General features: G+C 40.4%; 17 protein-coding genes. All 17 read right to left on the bottom strand.

What is annotated here, in order from left to right; genetic code table 11:
- Nucleotides 1-5: 5 nt before the first annotated feature.
- Nucleotides 6-2,228, bottom strand: coding sequence for a DNA helicase PcrA (gene pcrA, locus FD50_RS07745; protein ID WP_056961024.1), 2,223 nt, complete (start codon nt 2,226-2,228; stop codon nt 6-8).
- A gap of 241 nt (nt 2,229-2,469) precedes the next feature.
- Entirely contained in the window at nt 2,470-3,627 is a 1,158-nt protein-coding gene (locus FD50_RS07740; RefSeq protein ID WP_056961023.1) for a 5-(carboxyamino)imidazole ribonucleotide synthase, read from the bottom strand.
- A 183-nt stretch (nt 3,628-3,810) separates the two neighbouring features.
- On the bottom strand, nt 3,811-5,136 hold the full coding sequence (locus FD50_RS07735) for a nucleobase:cation symporter-2 family protein (RefSeq protein WP_082610481.1): 1,326 nt from the start codon (nt 5,134-5,136) through the stop codon (nt 3,811-3,813).
- Nucleotides 5,096-5,686 (bottom strand): xanthine phosphoribosyltransferase, encoded by a 591-nt coding sequence (locus tag FD50_RS07730; protein WP_054756491.1) that lies wholly within the window; start codon nt 5,684-5,686, stop codon nt 5,096-5,098. Before FD50_RS07730 ends, FD50_RS07735 begins: the two co-directional genes overlap by 41 nt.
- A 155-nt stretch (nt 5,687-5,841) precedes the next feature.
- Nucleotides 5,842-6,528 carry a glycoside hydrolase family 73 protein gene (locus FD50_RS07725; RefSeq protein ID WP_056961021.1) on the bottom strand — a complete coding sequence of 229 codons (687 nt, stop codon included), beginning with the start codon at nt 6,526-6,528 and terminating at the stop codon, nt 5,842-5,844.
- 33 nt (nt 6,529-6,561) lie between these two features.
- Complete coding sequence (locus FD50_RS07720; RefSeq protein ID WP_056961020.1) at nt 6,562-7,155, bottom strand: ECF transporter S component; 594 nt, start codon at nt 7,153-7,155, stop codon at nt 6,562-6,564.
- 129 nt (nt 7,156-7,284) lie between these two features.
- A complete protein-coding gene (locus FD50_RS07715) occupies nt 7,285-7,722 on the bottom strand; it encodes a MarR family winged helix-turn-helix transcriptional regulator (protein WP_056961019.1) in 438 nt (145 codons plus the stop codon).
- Between the two features lie 638 nt (nt 7,723-8,360).
- On the bottom strand, nt 8,361-9,542 hold the full coding sequence (locus FD50_RS07710; RefSeq protein WP_056961018.1) for a pyridoxal phosphate-dependent aminotransferase: 1,182 nt from the start codon (nt 9,540-9,542) through the stop codon (nt 8,361-8,363).
- A 40-nt stretch (nt 9,543-9,582) separates the two neighbouring features.
- Nucleotides 9,583-10,368 carry a carbon-nitrogen family hydrolase gene (locus FD50_RS07705; protein ID WP_056961017.1) on the bottom strand — a complete coding sequence of 262 codons (786 nt, stop codon included), beginning with the start codon at nt 10,366-10,368 and terminating at the stop codon, nt 9,583-9,585.
- A 120-nt stretch (nt 10,369-10,488) separates the two neighbouring features.
- Nucleotides 10,489-10,683, bottom strand: coding sequence for a hypothetical protein (locus FD50_RS07700; protein WP_054756484.1), 195 nt, complete (start codon nt 10,681-10,683; stop codon nt 10,489-10,491).
- 44 nt (nt 10,684-10,727) lie between these two features.
- Complete coding sequence (rpsI, locus tag FD50_RS07695) at nt 10,728-11,120, bottom strand: 30S ribosomal protein S9 (RefSeq protein ID WP_054756482.1); 393 nt, start codon at nt 11,118-11,120, stop codon at nt 10,728-10,730.
- A 12-nt stretch (nt 11,121-11,132) separates the two neighbouring features.
- Entirely contained in the window at nt 11,133-11,576 is a 444-nt protein-coding gene (rplM, locus tag FD50_RS07690; protein ID WP_054756481.1) for a 50S ribosomal protein L13, read from the bottom strand.
- A 121-nt stretch (nt 11,577-11,697) separates the two neighbouring features.
- The gene (gene truA, locus FD50_RS07685) at nt 11,698-12,471 is read right to left on the bottom strand and encodes a tRNA pseudouridine(38-40) synthase TruA (RefSeq protein WP_056961016.1); all 774 of its coding nucleotides are present in this window, start codon (nt 12,469-12,471) and stop codon (nt 11,698-11,700) included.
- A 20-nt stretch (nt 12,472-12,491) separates the two neighbouring features.
- The gene (locus FD50_RS07680; protein ID WP_056961015.1) at nt 12,492-13,289 is read right to left on the bottom strand and encodes an energy-coupling factor transporter transmembrane component T family protein; all 798 of its coding nucleotides are present in this window, start codon (nt 13,287-13,289) and stop codon (nt 12,492-12,494) included.
- 4 nt (nt 13,290-13,293) lie between these two features.
- A complete protein-coding gene (locus tag FD50_RS07675) occupies nt 13,294-14,157 on the bottom strand; it encodes an energy-coupling factor ABC transporter ATP-binding protein (RefSeq protein WP_056961014.1) in 864 nt (287 codons plus the stop codon).
- Nucleotides 14,133-14,966, bottom strand: coding sequence for an energy-coupling factor ABC transporter ATP-binding protein (locus tag FD50_RS07670; protein WP_056961013.1), 834 nt, complete (start codon nt 14,964-14,966; stop codon nt 14,133-14,135). The genes FD50_RS07675 and FD50_RS07670 overlap by 25 nt, the downstream gene beginning before the upstream one ends.
- Nucleotides 14,967-15,284: 318 nt before the next feature.
- The gene (gene rplQ / locus FD50_RS07665; RefSeq protein WP_054756471.1) at nt 15,285-15,668 is read right to left on the bottom strand and encodes a 50S ribosomal protein L17; all 384 of its coding nucleotides are present in this window, start codon (nt 15,666-15,668) and stop codon (nt 15,285-15,287) included.
- Nucleotides 15,669-15,693 lie beyond the last annotated feature (25 nt).

The raw sequence follows: 15,693 nt of genomic DNA, 5'->3' as shown, positions 1-15,693 counted from the left end.
CGCCATTAATCTGTTTTCTTTGAAATCGGGGCAAAGGTTGCTAACAACCGCTTAATTCCCTTACCTGCAAAAGCAATGTCAAGTTCCAAGTCATCACCAGTGCCGGAAAGTTTAACGACAGTCCCTTCTCCCCATGCTTTATGCAATACCTTATCACCAATCTGCCATGTAATCTTAGCTGCACCAGTTCCTTTGTTTTCTTCTACAGTACCCGCTGGCATCCAATTTTTCTTTCTACTAAAAGGATAGGATGCTGTATTCCTAGCTGTATTTGCGACTTGTTGATTATCCGCTTGTAGCTGGGGACCAATTTCCGTAATAAAGCGAGAGGCTGGGTTGCTCTGTCTTCTTCCGTAAAGCATTCGTGAGAGTGCATTGGTCAAAAAAAGTTCTTTTTCGGCACGTGTAATTCCGACATATGCTAAACGCCTTTCTTCTTCCATCTCATCTTCATTCATCATTGCACGCGAGAGCGGGAAAATTCCTTCTTCCATTCCCATCAAGAAGACAACTGGAAATTCCAATCCTTTAGCCGCATGCAGCGTCATCAAAGTTACCTCAGCATTTTCTTGTTCAAGCATATCTTGATCTGAGACTAATGCCAACTCAGCCAGAAAATCTACGAACGGATCTGCTTGTTCATCAGTTGGTTGCCACGCATCATCAAACTGCTTAGTGACTGACAGAAATTCCTTCAAGTTCTCAAGCCGACTCTGATTTTCCAGATTATTCGTCTGTTCCAAAGCCTTTTGGTAACCTGTCTTTTTCAGTATTTCTTCAGTCAGTTCCGTGACGTTCAATTCATCTTTTTGTGTATGCAAGTCCTGAATTACGGTTGCAAAATCTGTTAAAGCGTTGCTTGCCCTAGCAGAAAGATTAGCTAGCACTGCATTTGCAGCTGCATCCAGTAACGACATCCCATTCATTTGCGCAAAGGCCGTCAATTTTTCAAGACTAGTTGCTCCGATCCCACGCTTGGGTTCATTCACAACGCGCTCAAAACTAAAGGAATCTGCTGGGTTGGTAACTAATTGCATATAAGCAAGCACATCTCGAATTTCTTTTCGATCATAGAATTTATGCGCACCTACAATCCGGTACGGAATATTAGCCTTCATAAATGTTTCTTCAATCATTCGCGACTGAGCATTGGTCCGATATAAAACAGCAAAATCACTATACCGATAACCGCTCTCTTTCAGCAATTGCTGGATATGTCGAACAACATAAAAAGCCTCATCATTAGCATTTTGCCCACGATAATAATGGATTTTATCACCGGTAGCGTTTTGCGTCCATAAATTTTTGGCCCTGCGTTTTACATTATTTTGAATAACAGCATTCGCAGCTTCTAGAATATTTTTGGTTGACCGGTAATTTTGCTCTAACTTCACAATTTGTGCATCAGGATAGTCATTCTCAAAGTTGAGGATGTTCTCCATGTTGGCACCGCGCCATCCGTAAATACTCTGATCGGCATCGCCCACCACACATAAATTCTTGTTTTTCTGTGCGAGGCAGTTAACAAGTTCGTACTGCGCCTGATTTGTATCTTGATACTCATCCACATGAATATATTTAAATTTACGTTGATAAAACTGCAAAACATCAGGAAATTCTTTGAATAGCCTCAGTGTTAGCATAATTAAATCATCGAAGTCCACTGCTTGGTTACTTTCCAAACGTTTTTGATACAGTGGATAAACTTCTGCCACAACTTTTTCAAAAGGCGTCCGCGCATTTTGCGCATATGTTTGCGGAGACTGCAGATCATTTTTAGCATTCGAAATTGTACTGATAATTGCCCGTGGATCAAATTTTTTAGGATCGACATTCAGTTCAGCCAAGATATGTTTAACAAGAGTCCGCTGTTCACTAGTCCCAGTAATCACAAACGCCCGGTTATATCCTAGCTTATCAATATCTCTGCGTAAGATGCGCACACCTAGTGCATGGAATGTCGATACCCAGACATCAGCTGCAAGGTCTTCACTAAGCAAGTTAGTAATTCTTGCGCGCATTTCAGCAGCCGCTTTGTTGGTGAAAGTGATTGCCAACACATTCCACGGATTAACGCCCTTTTCCTCAATTAAATACGCAACCCGATGCGTTAAAACACGTGTCTTTCCACTTCCCGCACCCGCAATCACAAGTAACGGCCCTTCAGTACATAGCACAGCTTCTTGTTGTTTATCATTCATTCCATTTAATAGTTTTTCGGCTGTCACTTTTTTCAACCCTCTCTTAAATTCCAATCAATTCTAATTATAGCAAAAAACTCAATTTACTTCTTAGGAAAAAAGCAAAAAGACACAACATCTGTTTTATTGCATCTCTAACTTAAAAATGTACTAAAAACCGACTTTTCTAACGCCAATACAAAAAGGGACTCATGAGAAAATCTCACCAGTTCCTGTTCAGACTGCTCATTTTTTATTGCTGTTACTTAAAATTCACGTACTCCAACTCTCATTGAATATCTTTTTCAGCTGCTTGTTCGGGCTCACTCCAAATACCCGTAGCCTCAATTTGCTGCAGTGCAGCAGCAGTAGATTCGGCTAAGACAAGCAGATAGCCCGGAGCACGTGTCCGTGCCATCTGAGGATAGCGATAGAAGCGGTAATACCAATTGTCTTTTAAAACCCACTGCGTATGCATTGGTTCCAGTTCTGAGGATTGTAGAGCAACCATGACTGTTGGTTGTAAATAATGCACCTGCGGCAGTGGCATCTGAGCCAATGCACGCAAATGCTGTTCGCACATCGAGACATTTGTAGCTTTATCAAATACAAATCCTGCTTTATGCAACGCAGGCACGATCCGTTTAACATAAATTGTGCCACTTTTTGTTAGGAAAAAAGCAACTTCCAAAACACCCACATAGTTTAATTGTTTAGCAATTTCGGTTGCCAGCCGCCGTATCTCTTCTTCAACAGCCGAGTCAAGCTCACATTTGACAATTGACTCAAAGAGGCGATGATCACGATAAACATTTTCGATAACTGGAAAAAGATTAAGTGCCCCATCAGCTTCTTTAGCAACAATTACCGATAGTTCTTTCATATAAGGAACCCAAGCTTCAAGTACATAGGTTCCTAAATCAATTAGATCTGCGCATTTAGCAATATCAGACTGTTTGCGAATCACTTGTTGACGTCGCTTACCAAATCCTTTTTGAATTGGTTTAAGTACACATGGATAGCCAATGGAACCAATCGCTTGATAAATGTCATCCAAACTCACAATTGTCGCGTAAGGAGCAATATTAACGTTCACCTGCTCTAAAAAGGCCCGCTCTAATAAACGATCCTGTGCAATTTCCAAAGCATCTTTTCCCTGAGGAACCGCCGTAAATTGTGAAATAAATGCGATTACATCAGAAGGGACATTTTCTGATTCATATGTTACCAGATCACAGCGTTCAGCAAAATCCTGTAATTTACCGTGGTCAGTATAGGAACCCGTAATTCCCAGGTCGGCTTCCTGAACAGTTGGAGCTGCTTCATCACTGTTATAAGCAATTACCTTGAAACCCATCTTTTTAGCAGCTTCTGCAAGCATAATACCGCTCGCACTCCCGCCAATGATTCCGATTGTGCTCCCTGGAAACAATATTTTCTTGTCCATTCTCTCACTACTTTCCTTATGAATAGATTAACTGTTTGTTCCGGGTAAAGCCCAGCTAAACTTCTCTTATTCACATTCTACCATAGAATTGGACGAAGACTTATTCCAAATTTTAAAGTAATAATTAAAAAAACAGTAAAAAACCCCAACTTTAAAAAAAAGTGTAGGGTTTTGTTTCATGAATTACTCATCTAAACCGGCTCTTCCTTTAAAAATAATGTTTAATCCGACAGATGCTAGACTTGCAACTACGATCCCATTGCCTAAAAATAACTGAATAGCCTTAGGTAAGAATTGGAAAATCGTGGGGTAAACGGAGACCCCCAGTCCCAAACCAACCGAGATTGCTACGATTAAGATATTGCGCTGGTCATTGAAGTCCACTCGCAATAACATTCGAATCCCTTGCACACTGATCATCGCAAACATTACCAACATTGCGCCGCCAAGTACAGCCGTAGGAATGATCGTCGCTAACGCCCCAATTTTGGGCAGCAGTCCCATCAGCATCAAAAGCCCCGCTGACCAGTAAATCGGCCGTTTAGTCTTAATTCCCGAAAGCTGTAGCAACCCAACATTTTGTGAAAAAGTTGTGTACGGGAAGGTATTAAAAACACCACCGAGAATAACGGCTAACCCTTCTGCACGGTACCCTCTTTTCAGGTCAGCAGCTGTAATTTTTTTATCTAGGACATTTCCAAGTGCAAAAAACACCCCGGTCGACTCAACCATTGAAACCAAGGCAATAATTATCATGGTCACCGCTGAAGACCATTCAAAATGCGGCATCCCAAAATAAAAAGGTTGCGGGATGTGGAACCAGGCTGCCTCAGTAATTGGGGCAGCCGAAACCATCCCACTAATTGCGGCAACAATTGTTCCTACTATCAAGCCCAATAAAACTGCAATTGTGCTCAAAAAACCCCGGGCCCAGATCTGAACACCCAAAATTACTACAATTGTCAAAAAGCCCAGCAATAAATTCTGTGGGTCACCAAAGTTTTTAGCGGTAGCGTCTCCTCCACCTAAGTTTTGAACCGCAATTGGAATCAAGGTAAGCCCAATTACTGTAATCAATGACCCTGTCACCACAGGTGGAAAAAGTTTCTTAATTCGTGAAAACTGGCCCGCAATCAAAAAAACAAAACAACCCGCGACAATAATTGCCCCATACATTGTTCCGATCGTAAATTCTTTTCCAATCATCTTCAAAGGTGCCACAGCTTGAATTGCACACCCAAGAATTACCGGCAAACCAATTCCAAAATAGCGATTTCTTAATAATTGCAAAAGTGTTGCTAGACCACACATAAAAATATCAATTGAGACCAAATACGTCATCTGTGCACTGTTGAATTTAAGCGCAGTTCCAATCAACAAAGGAACCGCAACTGCACCAGAATACATTGCCAATAAGTGCTGAAGTCCTAAAACTGCAGTCTGAAATTGGCCTACATTCTTTACTTCATTATTCTTCACTGTCTTCTCCTCCAACAAAATGAACCTCATTATTGGTAAAAGAAGCTATACGTGCTAGCGATTCAAGCCGAACTCCTCTTTTTCTAATTAGCTGTGCACCCGCTTGAAATGATTTTTCAATTGCAATTCCAACTCCGACCACTCCAGCGTGTGCCTGCTCACAAATATCCAAGAGTCCATTAACCGCTTGACCATTTGCTAAAAAATCATCCACAATCAATACTCGATCTGTAGCATGTAAGAAATTCTTCGTCACTGCCACTTTATTTTTAGTCTTCTTTGTATACGAATAGACATCGGCAGTATAGAGATTATCATTCATTGTGACACTTTTTTGTTTACGTGCAAACAACACTGGCACATGCAATATAAGCCCTGTCATAATTGCCGGAGCAATTCCAGAAGCCTCGATCGTCAAAATCTTCGTGATCTTTTCTGCCTGATACAGGTTTGCAAATTCTTTACCAAGTGCATACATTAATTCTGGATCAATCTGATGATTCAAAAATTGATTAACCTTTAACACGTTTCCTGGAAGCACTACTCCATCTTCGCGGATTCGATCCTCTAATAATTTCACTTTTGTCGTTCTTCCCTTCACTATACTGTATCTAAAATCAGCTTAATGCTGCTTAACATCACATCTGCTTTCCAATGCTGCATTGCTAGTCAGCCCTCCAGAAGAATATCATACAATCAGAGCTAATTCAACCACAATTGTTCGTATTCTATCCATTAAAGTCCATCGTACTTGTTTAATTGATATTCTTTAATCAGCGAAATCAACTTTTGGGCATATTCTGGGTCTGTTGCATATCCCTTCTTCTGCAAAGCCTCGGCAGCTTGCTGATAATTAGTTGCCGTCAGAACCTCTTCATAATGTGCGTGATCCCAAGCTGTACCATTTACAAATAATTGTGTATGCGCCTGCACTGACTGCTTCCAACTGGCATAAGTTGCAAAACGTGCCTGTACCGTAATCCATTGCCCATTTACGTACTCTTTAGTTGTGAGCAATTGTGCATCCGAAGCACTACTTTTTACACCAAAAAGATTGTGATACTGGCTAGCAAGCTGGCTTTGACCCCAATCAGATTCAAGCGCTGCTTGTGCAAGCGTTATACTAGCAAAGATCTTGTATTTTTGCTGCTCTGCTTGGGCAATAGGTAAAATTTGTGCAATAAATGCCCTTTTCTGATTGTCTGTAATCTGCATTGTTGCGTTCGTAGCAGAATTTTTCTGGGAATTATCCTGACTCGTCCAACCAACAAATTGCAGCATTAGAACTCCTAAAAAAAGAAGCACCACTAAAAGATTGGTCACTTGCAAGTGCCCATTTTCAAACAAAAAATTATGTTTTTGCTGCGGTCTTCTCCCGCGACTTTTTCGCTTAGTTGTCTTCCTTTTTCGCTTAACTGCCACTCTATTCAACCTTTCATTTTGATGTTCAGATTCTTACTTTTGAAAGTCCCACTTCTTAATTAATGGCATACTGATCAATGGTGCTATAATCCCAGCAAGAATGGCTTCTGGGATTCCGTTAGTACCGATTACCCCTAGTAAATAAGGGAGTAATGCTTGTGCATCTAAATGATAAAGGATCTGCGATTTTCCTTGATAGAAAAAATAGATCTGTCCTAACACCAGGAACGTATTTGTCAATGATGCCAAAACTGCCGCAAGTGACATTGCAGCAAATGCTTTGTTAGTTTTTGATAATACAAGCCTAAAAACTACAGCCGCCACGACTCCAATCATGATGCGCGGAAAAATCGCAACTAGTGGATTAATAAAGACAATCGTTGCCAGCGGACTCGTCGGCCAAACAAAAGCCCTGATAAAAGTAATCACGCCCCAAACTCCACCAACTAAAGCACCTGCACGTACACCTAAAACAAAAGCTGCCACTATGACCGTAATATGAATCAGAGTCAGATCCAACGGTCCTAGCGGAATATATCCTAGAAAAGGAATTAGATTTTGTAAAATGATAATTGCACAAAAAAATGCAATAAAAACACTTCTTAATGTTCTATTCTTGTTACCCAAAGTTTCAACCCCCGTCTTTTCCATGCATTGATTATAGCATATTAAAAAAAAACTAAGAAAGCCGATTTTAATTGGCTTTCTTAGCTGTCAGTGTTATCAGTGAAAAACATACTCTGGTTGAAAACTATTTTAGAATTCATCAAGGCTCTCATCTGCGACCAATTCTGTTGTTTGTCGTAATACACGCTTGAAAATAGCGAGATCTTTAGGTGCGACTTCATCTTCCATGCGATTTTCCAAGCGTTGCCAAAAATCACTATCAAGATTGAGCATTTTAAGATATTTGTCAGTTACACGTAAATGAGTCACACGACGATCGGTGTCATCCAGTCTTTTTTCGATCAAACCTAATTTCACTAATTTCTTGATATGATAATTGGTGTTGGGGGTAGATTGATCAAGTAGTCTAGAAATCATTCCAATCGTTGGCTCTTTTAATTGATAAATTGCTTCTAAATAGTAAACATCGATTGCGCCTAAACGTTCAAAATCTGGATCATTTTGGCGATGTTCATGTAAGCGCAGCACTTGCATTAAGTTTGTTAGGGATTTTTGTAAAGTTATCACTTTTTTGCCTCCGAAAGTTTAAAATAATTTATGCACTACTTAAACTACAATAATATACTAAAATACTCTTCCGTTGTCAAGTCAGTCGGAAACGTCTTAGCAATTTCTTCATAAAGCTAATTTTATTACGCCTTTTATGAAGAGAATCGAGAAAGTCACAGCAGTAAGACGACAAAAACGTTCACTTTAATAATCTTTGGAATGAATCACCCCTTTTAAGAAAACCTCTTCACTGCCACTTATTCTCTACTTTGTTTACTCATTGTACTACTTAAATAACAAAAAATGAACTAATTAACATTAATATGTATTACTTAAAATACAAATTTTAATAAACTCAACCTTATATTAATTATAACTTGACTAATTTTTTTTAGCAAATTATTTTTGCTTTTTTCCTCTTTTTTTAATCTTTTTAAGATTTATTTATAAAAGTCTCTGTTCACGCTGTTTAGCTGAACTTTCAAACAAAAAACAGCCTCATTATCTCCAGACTCAACCTGTATTTTACCAATAATACTTAGATCTTGGCACTTACATGTTGGCCTTAAGATTCTTAGACTGCTTCATTATATACTGAAGAACTTTAAATTCGCTCTATTACTATTTACTTTACACAAGTAATTTTTGCTTTGAAGCTACTTCTCAAATAAATTAAGTTTACCGATTCTTTCAACTGCCTCAATTAAACGGGCTGGCGAAACCAAAAGCCCAATTCTAACGTAGCCATCACCGCGTGCACCGAATCCTCTTCCTGGTGCAACTGCAACATTTGCTTTTTCCAAACAGATATCTGCAAAACTTTCACTAGTATAGCCTTCTGGAACTGGCATCCAAGCATAGAATGTCCCTCCTGGCACAAAAGCTTTCCACCCAATTTGAGCAGCAGCTTTGATAAACGCATTGCGTCTTTCTTCATAAATAGCCACTAACCGTGCGACTTCTTTTTCCTCGTCTGCAGCTGTGAGCGCCGTCACTCCTGCTGCTTGGATTGCAGGAAAGACGCTCACAAATAAATGGTCCTGAATTAAATTAATTGCTTCAATCATTGAAGCATTACCAGCCGCAAATGCAATGCGCCAGCCTGCCATATTAAAGGTCTTGGAAAAAGTATAAAACTCTACTCCGACCTCTTTTGCCCCAGGAGCCTGTAGAAAACTCGGATTTTTGTAACCCTCAAAGCCCAAAGCACCATATGCAAAGTCGCTAACTACACCTAATTGATATTTTTGGGCAAAAGCCACCGTTTCCGCCCAAAATTCACGATTTACAACCGCCCCAGTTGGATTATTAGGATAGTTTAAATAGATAAACTTTGCCTTTTGTGCATCTGCTGCAGGTATTTCTGCATAATCTGGTAAAAAGTTATTCTCTTTTTTTAATGGAAATGTACTATAATTTACTTTCCCTAGGGCCACTCCAGATAAGTAGTCCGGATACCCCGGGTCTGGAAGCAACAAGTTTTCACCAGTATTCATCAGCGCCCACGGGAGTTCGACCAAGCCGATCTTTGATCCCCCTAAAATTGCAATTTCTTTTTCCGGATCAAGCTTAACTTGATAATGTTTTTGATAAAAATCAGCGGCAGCCTGCTTCAAAGAATGCATGCCTCTAAATTGCGAATACTTATGATTCTGCGGTTTAGCAGCTTCTTTTTGCAGTGCTTTAACTATGTAGTCAAACGTTGGTTGATCAGGATTGCCCTGTCCCAGATTAATTACATCATTGCCGGCTGCAATTTTTTGATTGACCTTCTGTACGAGAGTGGCAAAGAATTGTGATGGTAGTCCCTTTAGTAATTGTGACTCTTCAAAAAACATATTTACGATTCCCTTCTTTGTTCAGCTTAAAGCTAACTACTTAATAAAGGTCTACGCGGCGATCTTTGAAAACAGGAATTTCGCCTCTGACTTTTTTTAACCTAGAAAAATCAAGCTCGGCTGTAAAAATGCCCTCTTCATTTTGTGCATCTAACATGATCTTCCCCAGCGGATCAATTACCAGCGAATGTCCATTAAAATAGTCGGCATTGGCAGTGCCGACACGGTTAACTGCAACAACAAACGCCTGATTTTCAATGGCTCTTGCCTGCAACAAAATTTTCCACTGCGCAATTCTTGGTTGCGGCCACTGGGCACTTACAAACAACACCTGCTGCCCGTTTGCCATTAACTTACGTTCCCATTCTGGAAAGCGAATATCGTAGCAAATTACACCCGCAGCAGAAATCCCGGCGAACTGAAAGCTATTTCCCATTTGGCCTGCCGTAATCCATTGATCTTCCTCCATCAATCCAAAAAGATGGACTTTATCATATTCACTTAGGAGTTCACCAGATTTATCAAAAACATAACTAGTATTAAAAAAATGTTCATTTTTTTGAGTAGCCACTGAACCGCCTACAATATTGAGCTGATACTGCTGCGCCATCTGCTGTAGAAAAGCTTTCGTACGTACACCATCCTGATCGGCAAGTCGCTTGAGCTGGTCAAGCGCATACCCCGTGTTCCACATTTCCGGAAGGACAATTACATCTGGGTGTGTGCGCGCAGCTAATGCAATTTGCTGCTCAACCTTTTGATAATTTTTATCAGGTTCTGCAAGCGCAATATCAAACTGCAACAACGCCACTTTAAAATTTTTCACTTATTATTTCACTCCCTTTGCCCTAATAGTTGAATAACTATGTATGCAGAAAAAAAGTTCAACTTACCTGCGAAAGGAACTTGGTTTGTCACATCCCGCTTTGATTGTGTACCTAGTTCTTTAAAAAACAGGTTTGCTTCTAGATTTAACATTTTTATTTAGCAGATTTTCATTTATTTTTAATGCATACTGCCATTCTAGCGGAAAACCATAAGTTGTCAAGCTCAAAAGACAAGCTGGATATTTGGGTGTAGCATATTGCTTAAGCAGTAACAAGAGCAGGCTCTGCTTGTTGCTGTCAATAATTTGTTGCAACAAAAAAACTCCCCAGAAGGAGAGCTTTAGTCTCAATATAAAAATTAACGTTTTGAGAATTGTGGAGCTTTACGAGCTTTTTTAAGACCTGGCTTCTTACGTTCTTTCATACGTGCATCACGTGACAAGAGTCCTGCACGTTTCAGAACACCACGGAAATCAGGATCTACTTCAAGCAGTGCACGTGCAATTCCATGACGAGTTGCACCTGCTTGACCAGAGAAGCCGCCACCATCAACGTTGACAAGAACATCGTAACTACCTTTTGTTTCTGTAACATCAAATGGTTGTACCATGACTTCGCGTAAGTTTGCAAATGGGATATATTCTTCAGCAGGTTTGCCGTTCATAACGATTTTTCCGGTACCGGGTACCAAGCGTACTCGCGCAACAGAATTTTTGCGGCGGCCTGTTCCTTTATATTGTACTTGAGCCAATTACGTTTCCTCCTAGATTAAGTTTGTGATATCTAATGTTTCTGGTTGCTGTGCAGCATGTTTGTGGTCTGCTCCACGATAAACATGTAACTTCTTAGCCTGAGCTTTACCAAGGGTTCCCTTTGGAAGCATCCCTTGAATAGAGAGTGCAATTAATTTTTCAGGATCATTCTGACGATAATCGCCAGCTGTCCGACTCTTTAAGCCACCTGGATGATCTGTATGATGATAGTAAATTTTATGAGTTGCTTTTCGTCCAGTCAAAGCAACTTTTTCTGCGTTGATTACAATGACAAAGTCACCTGTATCAATATTAGGTGTAAAAGTTGGTTTATTTTTACCACGCAAGATAGAAGCAACGACTGCCGACAGACGTCCCAAAGGAACATCTGTTGCATCTACGACATACCATTTACGTTCCACTTCACCTGGTTTTGCAATATATGTTGTACGCACGATTATTTCCTCCATTTTTATATGCTTGTTTGACACATAATAAGTTTCCGGGGCCTACTGTGGGGCAAACAATACCAAATATTATGATACAATTTTTCTTGATCAAAGTCAATCAAAACTATTACACATTTTTAAGCCAATCATCATTATAATATACTTTTTTAAGATACAATCCACTTGCTGGTGCAGTCTGGCGGCATTCATTTCGATCTTTCACTTCATAAAGTCTTAGAAAATCGTGAACTGGTCGCCTACCATTGCCAATTTCCAAAAGAGCTGCAACCATAATTCTAACTTGATTATATAAGAAGCCATTACCACAAAACTCAAAAACAACTTCATTGCTGGTAGGATTCTCCGTCACAGTTGCCTGATAAATTGTTCTAACGTGCGAACGTGCCTGGCTCCCAGCTGCTACAAAGCTTGAAAAATCATGTTCACCAATGACATCAGGCAAAGCTGCCTTAATCAACTTCACATCCAGTGGGTATTTATAATGCCCGGTGTAAAAGCGTTTGAATGGATCTACGAATCTGCCGCGACTAACACGGTAAACATAACTTTTAGCATGTGTCGTAAAGCGTGCATGAAAACTTGTCGGCACAACTTGCGCAGCTAAAATTTGTATATCTAGCGGCAAAATACTATTCAAGCCATTCACAATCCCTTGTTCAGGAATTTCGTTTTCAAGATCAAAATGAGCCACTTGACCTAACGCATGCACTCCTGCATCTGTGCGCCCCGATCCGAAAACATGCACAAAATCGGCTGCTGTACTCATTTTATTGACTGCAGCTTCCAAAACAGTTTGAACTGTCCGCTGCTGGGGCTGGCTTTGAAAACCAGCAAAATTTGTTCCATCATATGCGATCGTAATTTTATATCTCTTAGACATTCTCTTCTCCACATTCAAAACTACCAGTTACGTAAAAATAAAAGTAACAGTGTTAATAATCCAAATAACACACAACTAAGCGTGTCACGGCGTTTCCAGAAGTGAACTCGATACTTGGTCCGGCCTTCTCCGCCGCGATAACCGCGGGCCTCCATTGCAGTTGCGAGATCTTCTGCACGATTAAAGGCTCCAACAAAAAGCGGGATTAGCAGTGGGACAACTGCTTTAAGTTGCTTAATCAAGCTGCCTTCTCCAAAATTCACTCCACGAGAACGCTGCGCATTCATTATTTTCTCAGTCTCATCCATTAACGTTGGTACAAAACGTAATGCAATTGAGATCATTAATGAAATTTCATAAACCGGCACCTTAAATTTCTTCAAAGGCAACATCAAGGCTTCCAATGCACTGGCAATCTCAAGCGGTGCTGTGGTTAAAGTCAGCAACGTCGACATAAAAATGATGAGGACAAATCTGCAAAAAACAAAACCGCCATTGACTAATCCAAAATGTGTCACTGAAAAAGGTCCAAATTGCCAGTAGACCTGCCCACCACGGGTGAAGAAAATCTGGAGCACAACCGTAAACAAAATTAACCAAATCAACGGGCGGACACCTTTAATAAAGAATGCCAAGCTAATTTTTGATAAATATACGCAAAAAAGTGTAAAGACTCCAAGCAACAAATAAGACTGTACATTATTTGCAAAGAAAATCACTACAATAAAGAAAAAACTTAAAATCAGCTTTGAACGAGGGTCCAAGCGGTGTACAAAGGAAGCCCCTGGAATATACCGACCAAGAATGATCTTATTCATACACTTACCCCCTTTTCCCCAGTTGCTGAACCAGTTGGTTAGCTAACTCTTCTTCAGTTAAAGGCATTTTTGAAAATTCAAACCCGCTCTTTTTTTGAAGTGCACTAGCAAAGCGAGTAGCTTGAGGCAAAGCCAAGTGATGTGTCCGCAACCAATCCGGATCGGAAAAGATTTCTGTTGGAGTTCCTGATGCCAGTAACCGTCCTTTTTCCAAAACGATCACATGATTTGCATAGCGTGCAACATCGTCCATTTGATGAGTTACAAGAATGATCGTCAAGTGCTGCTTTATTCTTAACGCTTGAAAGATTTCCATAATTTCTGCTCTTCCACGCGGATCTAATCCCGCAGTCGGTTCATCGAGTACCAAGACCTGTGGCTCCATCGCTAAAATACCAGCAATCGCCACTCTACGCATTTGACCACCCGAAAGTTCAAAGGGTGATTTTTCAAGCAGTTCCTCCGGTAAGTTAACCAAGTGTGCCATCTGACGAGCCAGCTGAGTTGCCTCTTGCTCAGAACTCCCAAAATTTTTAGGTCCAAATGCAATGTCCTTTAAGACCGTCTCTTCAAACAACTGTGCTTCTGGAAATTGAAAAACGATTCCGACTTGTTTACGCAAACTACTCAATGCCTTATTTTTTGTAGTGGGTGTAATTATCTGCTTTTCAATTGTGATTTGTCCACTCGTTGGTTTCAAGAGCCCATTTAAATGCTGCAATAAAGTTGACTTACCACTTCCGGTATGTCCGATGATTGCTGTATAACTTCCGCTGGGGATCGTAAGTGAAATATCAAACAGTGCTTGCTGTTCAAACGGTGTGGCTTGTTGATAAATATAGTTTACGTTTTTGAAATGGATTGACATAACCAGTCGATCATCCCTTCTTCTGTTAAATATCCCGCTGGTACATGCAGTCCCTGCCTACTCAAGGCAACCTTTAGTTTTTCAGAAAATGGCACATCAAGCCCTACAGCTAATAATTTTTCGCCTCTTGCAAACACAGTCTGCGGTGTAGCAGCTTGCAATATCTGACCATCATTTAAGACTACCACGCGTTGCGCTAAAGAAGCTTCATTAATATCATGAGTAATTGAAATGATGGTAAAACCAGCTTGACTCAATTCTTGAATTATTTTAATAACATCTTTGCGACCTTCTGGATCAAGCATGCTGGTCGCCTCATCTAAGATAATAATTTCTGGACGCATCGCAATTACACCCGCCAATGCAACTCTTTGCTTCTGTCCCCCAGAAAGGCGAGCTGGTTCATGTTCACGAAACTCCCACATGTTAACTCTTTGAAGTGCTTCCTTAACTCGAACTTGCATTTGTGCACGGGGAATTGCCAAGTTTTCCAGCCCAAAGGCAACATCTTCTTCAACATTTGCCCCCACAAATTGATTGTCAGGATTTTGAAAAACCATTCCAATTTTTTTCCTAATTTGCCACACTGAAGCGTCACTTAAAATGGTTCCCCCAATTTTAAGCGTTCCAGTCGTCGGGACTAGCAGACCATCGATTAGACGTGCAAGTGTACTCTTACCACTTCCGTTATGTCCAATCAAGGCCACCCATTCTCCCTTATGGATTGTGAGATTGACTTGGCGCAACAACTCCGAATCCTGTTGCGGATAGTGAAAAGTCAGGTCTGCAATCTCAATTATCTTTTCCATTGTCCAATATCGCTCCTCAAGTTGAACTTATTGCACCTATCATACCACAACTCCCCTGTTCAAATATATTAAAAATCAATGACGTCAGTGCTGAAAAAGGCTTGTACACAACTGCTAAATTTCTGCACCAAAACAGCTGGTCGCAAGTGACAATTAATTGGAGATGCAAAAAGCCCTGGATTTTCTTCCAGGGCCAAAAAAAATCACTTTTTACAACGAAGGTTTCCCCAACAGGGTACTTAGGACTAGACTAGGTATTCACCAACATCGTAACGCCCAGTTATCGTTATAAAAGTGACAAATTTTAAAAATTACTGACTAATCAACCAATTCAAGAACAACCATCTTGGCAGCATCGCCACGACGTTCTTCCATCTTCAGAATTCTTGTGTAGCCGCCATTGCGTTCTTTGAAACGATCTGCGACATCAGAGAAAAGCTTTTGCAATGCAGTTTGTACAACAACATCATCGCCATCTTCCTTAACGTCAGCAACAACATCCATTAAATATGCAGCAGCGCGTCGACGTGAAGGCAAGTCGCCTTTCTTTCCTAATGAAATCATCTTTTCAGCTGTTTTACGTACTTCTTTAGCACGTGCTTCAGTTGTCACAATTTTTTCATTAACAAGCAAGTCCGTCGTCAGATTGCGTAAAAGTGCCTTGCGGTGTCCGCTTGTACGTCCTAATTTCCGGTAACCCATGAGTTTGTTCCCCTCCCTTGTCCTT

It is taken from the genome of Liquorilactobacillus satsumensis DSM 16230 = JCM 12392 (genome assembly GCF_001435195.1).
Lineage (GTDB): Bacteria > Bacillota > Bacilli > Lactobacillales > Lactobacillaceae > Liquorilactobacillus > Liquorilactobacillus satsumensis.
Note: the sequence above shows the minus strand (reverse complement) of the source record. Positions and strands in the feature narration are given on the sequence as shown.

Excerpts from the sequence above, each read along its gene's own strand:
- FD50_RS07740 (WP_056961023.1), bottom strand. The coding sequence starts at position 3,627 with ATGGACAAGAAAATATTGTTTCCAGGGAGCACAATCGGAATCATTGGC.
- FD50_RS07735 (WP_082610481.1), bottom strand. The coding sequence starts at position 5,136 with ATGAGGTTCATTTTGTTGGAGGAGAAGACAGTGAAGAATAATGAAGTA.
- FD50_RS07710 (WP_056961018.1), bottom strand. The coding sequence starts at position 9,542 with ATGTTTTTTGAAGAGTCACAATTACTAAAGGGACTACCATCACAATTC.
- truA (WP_056961016.1), bottom strand. The coding sequence starts at position 12,471 with ATGTCTAAGAGATATAAAATTACGATCGCATATGATGGAACAAATTTT.
- FD50_RS07680 (WP_056961015.1), bottom strand. The coding sequence starts at position 13,289 with ATGAATAAGATCATTCTTGGTCGGTATATTCCAGGGGCTTCCTTTGTA.
- FD50_RS07675 (WP_056961014.1), bottom strand. The coding sequence starts at position 14,157 with ATGTCAATCCATTTCAAAAACGTAAACTATATTTATCAACAAGCCACA.
- FD50_RS07670 (WP_056961013.1), bottom strand. The coding sequence starts at position 14,966 with ATGGAAAAGATAATTGAGATTGCAGACCTGACTTTTCACTATCCGCAA.
- rplQ (WP_054756471.1), bottom strand. The coding sequence starts at position 15,668 with ATGGGTTACCGGAAATTAGGACGTACAAGCGGACACCGCAAGGCACTT.